Source organism: Sphingomonas sp., from assembly GCF_051962185.1.
GTDB lineage: Bacteria > Pseudomonadota > Alphaproteobacteria > Sphingomonadales > Sphingomonadaceae > Sphingomonas.
This window is the reverse complement of record NZ_JBQCCN010000308.1, coordinates 1-3,405: the sequence shown is the minus strand read 5'-3', so window position 1 is coordinate 3,405 and position 3,405 is coordinate 1. Positions and strand designations below refer to the sequence as shown.

Below are 3,405 nucleotides of genomic sequence, written 5' to 3'. Positions count from 1 at the left end.
GACGCCGACCCGCTGGCGATGCTCGAGGCCGAGACCGAGGAGCAGGTCAAGGTGATCGGCAAGCCCAACATGATGGAAGCGGTCGCGGCCAACATGCAGAAGCGCCCGGCGGTCTTCGACGACTGACCCTTGATGCGCGCGGGGGCATGACGCGTTTCGCGTCGTTTTTGCGCACGCATCCCGCCGGTTCAGGGTCCGATTGCGTCCGGCCAACCGTTCCCGGTGTTGGCTCGGCGCCATTTCCTGACCAGCGGGCGATTCCACCCGTTTCGATGTGGCCATGGGCGGTCGCGAGTCCGCTGGCTCGCACCCGGCAACGACAGGAATCCGACAATCCTTCGTCGAAAAAAGCCGGTATGCGGCGATTCCGCCACCGTGCTTGGGCCATTGCGCAAAACATAATACATTGATCGTGCGACGAATCCAAAATCCATCTCCCATTATGGGTAGATTTTGATTGCATCTGGTCCGGAATGGGCTCTTTCTTGTCAAATTAAGCGAGGGAGGGTTACCATGAGTCGTGCCATCGTTTTGGCGGCGATAGGTGCCGCTTGTCTTACGGCAACTGTCGGTATTGCCAAGCAATACAAAGACTACACGCCTCAAAAGGGGTTGTGGGAAGTCAACGCGATCGAAGTCGATCCCAATCATGTCGACGATTATCTGACCGGCCTTCGCCGGTCGCAGGTTCCCGGGTTCGAGGTGATGAAGGCCCATGGCATCATCGATTCGTACAAGTTCCTGGTGCGCAACGGCTATAACAAGGGCGCGCCGAGCGTCCTGATCATGACGCACTTTACCAGCGCCGCGATGCTCGAGCCCGATCAGGCGCGCGATCAGATGATCGAAAAGGAGATTCTCGCCAGGTTCAGCGAGGCCGACGGCAAGGCCGCGGTGGCCGGGTACGAGAAATACCGCTCGTTCATCGACGATGGCATGTGGTCGGAGGTCACGATGGCTCCATGAACGGCACGGCCCCGGCGCGCGTCGCGGTCCGGGGCCATGCTGCACGATGGCACTTGCCGATCCGCCTGCGCGCGGCGAAGGCTGGCCGGCATGAACGTTTCCGACGCCATCGCGGCGCGCCGGTCGGTGCGCGGGTTCCTCGACACGCCGGTCGATCCGGCGCTGCTCCGCGACATCGCGGTCAAGGCGGCGCGCGCGGCGAGCGGAGGTAATATCCAACCCTGGCATGTGGATGTCGTCGCCGGCGATAGCCTTGCCGCGCTCAAGGCGATCATGAGGGCGAAGATCGGCGCGGGCGAGACCGAGGCGCCGGGCTACGATATCTATCCCAGGGAATTCGTCGCGCCCTACCGCGCCCGTACCTTCGCGGTGGGCGAGGCGATGTACGGCCACATCGGCATCCCGCGCGAGGACAAGGCGGCGCGGCGGTCGTGGTTCGCGCGCAATTTCCAGTTCTTCGGCGCGCCGGCGGCGCTGTTCTGCACGGTCGATCGCCGCATGGGGCCGCCGCAATGGTCGGACCTCGGCATGTATCTGCAGAACGTCATGCTGCTCGCGGTCGAGGCCGGCCTCGCGACCTGCCCGCAGGAATGCTGGGCGATGTATCCGGAGACGATCGAGCGCTTCCTGGGCACGCCGGCCGACCGCATGCTCTTCTGCGGCATGGCGATCGGCTATGAGGACACGAGCGACGCCGCCAACCGCCTGCGCACCGACCGGGCGCCGGAGGAAGAGTGGTTGAGCGTGCGCACCTGACTCTTCTTCGTCATGCCGGGCTCGTCCCGGCATCCACGGCGCCGCGAGCACAGGACAGGCGGCTCAGTGGACCCCGGCACAAGGCCGGGGTGACGGCGTGGATATGGCTCGCCGAAAGCACGAAGGCCTTGCCTAGTTCGGCGGGATCATCGAGCCTCCGCGAATGACCCACGTCCGCTTCCTGGCCGCCGCCCTTGCGGCTTGCCTTTTCCTCCCCGCACCCGTTGCCGCACGCCCGACCTCCGCCGCCACCACCGGCGAACACCGGTTCGCCGTCGGCAAGGTCCATCTCTGGTACCGCGTCGCCGGCAAGCCCGGCGGCGTGCCCGTCATCTTCCTCCACGGCGGCCCGGGCGAGGGCAGCCAGACCTTCGCGCATTACGCCGGCCCGGCGCTCGAGAAGCGGCTGCGCATGGTCTATCTCGACCAGCGCGGCAGCGGGCGGTCGGACCGGCCCAAGGCGGCGGACAATTATTCGATCGCGCAACTCGTCGACGACATCGAGGCGCTGCGGCGGCGGCTCGGCGCGCCCAGGATCGACCTGATCGGCCATTCGTTCGGCACCATCCTCGGTCTCGAATATGCCGCGCGCTATCCCGATCGTGTCGCGCATCTCGTCCTCGCCGGCGCGGTGCCCGATCTGCCGCGCGCGATCGACCTCCAGTGCGCGGCGCTGGAGAAGAGCGACCCAGCCGCCTTCGCCCGCGCGACGCGGGAAACCAGGCCGGGCGCCTATCCGCGCTGCGACGTGTTCAGCGCCTATGACGGCGACGCCATGTCGGCGGCGATCCACCGCAACATGTATCCCGACCCCGAAACCGGCCGCAAAGTCGATGCGCTGGATTCGGCGAACGGCCTCGGCAATAGCGGCGAACTGGGCAGCGCGCTCGGCGCCAAGGGGCTGTGGAGCTACCGCTTCACCGGCACCGCCAAGGTCACCGCGCCGACCCTGGTCATCGCCGGCGGCCGCGACTTCCAGGCGGTCGAGGCACCGCAGCGCGATCTCGCCAAGGCGCTGCCGCACGGCCGCTTCCTGCTCTACCCGCAGGACGGCCATTTCATGTTCGTCGAGCAACCACAGCGCTTCGCGAAGGACGTCGCGGCATTTCTGGGGCGGTAGCTACCAAGCGCGAAGCGCAACCTCTTTTTCTTCGTGACTTTGTGTCTTTGTGCGAGGTCATCTTTCTCGCACGAAGACACAAAGCCACGAAGATGAAGGGGCGTGATCCAAGCGGGCCCTTTCCTGACGGATGAGCACCAGAAATCCTCCCCATCTATGATGGCGAGGATTTGACATGGCTTCCGCGCCGCTATCCCTCGGACCGGCCTCCACCCTCGCGATCGCGCTCGTAACGATGCTTGACCGGAAACGGCGGCAGCCACGCTTCCCGCCGGATGGTCCACAATTCGTAGGTCGGCACGAACTGGTCGGTCGCGTCGAGCGATCCCAGATTGACCTCGACCTCGTCGCCGCTCCGCCCGAACACCGACGATCCGCAGCGCGGGCAGAAATGCCGCCCGGCATAAGCGTGGGTCGCGCCCTCGACCGTCACCGCCTCTTCCGGAAAGATCGCCGAGGCATGGAACAGCGCCCCGTGATGCTTGCGGCAATCGAGGCAATGGCAGATGCCCACGCGATACGGTTCGCCCGTCGCCACGATGCGCACGTCGCCGCACAGGCAA

Annotated in this window: 4 protein-coding genes; 3 read left to right on the top strand and 1 reads right to left on the bottom strand. The window is 65.7% G+C overall.

The features are described 5' to 3' along the window. Positions 1 to 513: 513 nt before the first annotated feature. The 3 genes from ACTHJR_RS18780 (at position 514) to ACTHJR_RS18770 (ending at position 2,842) form a co-directional block, all read left to right on the top strand. Positions 514 to 966, top strand: a complete 453-nt coding sequence (locus tag ACTHJR_RS18780; protein ID WP_440524950.1) for a hypothetical protein — start codon at positions 514 to 516, stop codon at positions 964 to 966. 90 nt (positions 967 to 1,056) lie between these two features. Next, complete coding sequence (locus ACTHJR_RS18775) at positions 1,057 to 1,722, top strand: nitroreductase (RefSeq protein ID WP_440524949.1); 666 nt, start codon at positions 1,057 to 1,059, stop codon at positions 1,720 to 1,722. A gap of 163 nt (positions 1,723 to 1,885) precedes the next feature. Further along, positions 1,886 to 2,842: an alpha/beta fold hydrolase gene (locus ACTHJR_RS18770; RefSeq protein WP_440524948.1), complete on the top strand. Its 957-nt coding sequence runs from the start codon at positions 1,886 to 1,888 to the stop codon at positions 2,840 to 2,842. Positions 2,843 to 3,032: 190 nt separating this feature from the next. On the opposite strand, the gene ACTHJR_RS18765 is transcribed toward ACTHJR_RS18770, so the two are convergent. Then, positions 3,033 to 3,405 (bottom strand): GFA family protein (locus tag ACTHJR_RS18765; RefSeq protein WP_440524947.1); only part of this gene is annotated, 373 nt, incomplete at its 5' end.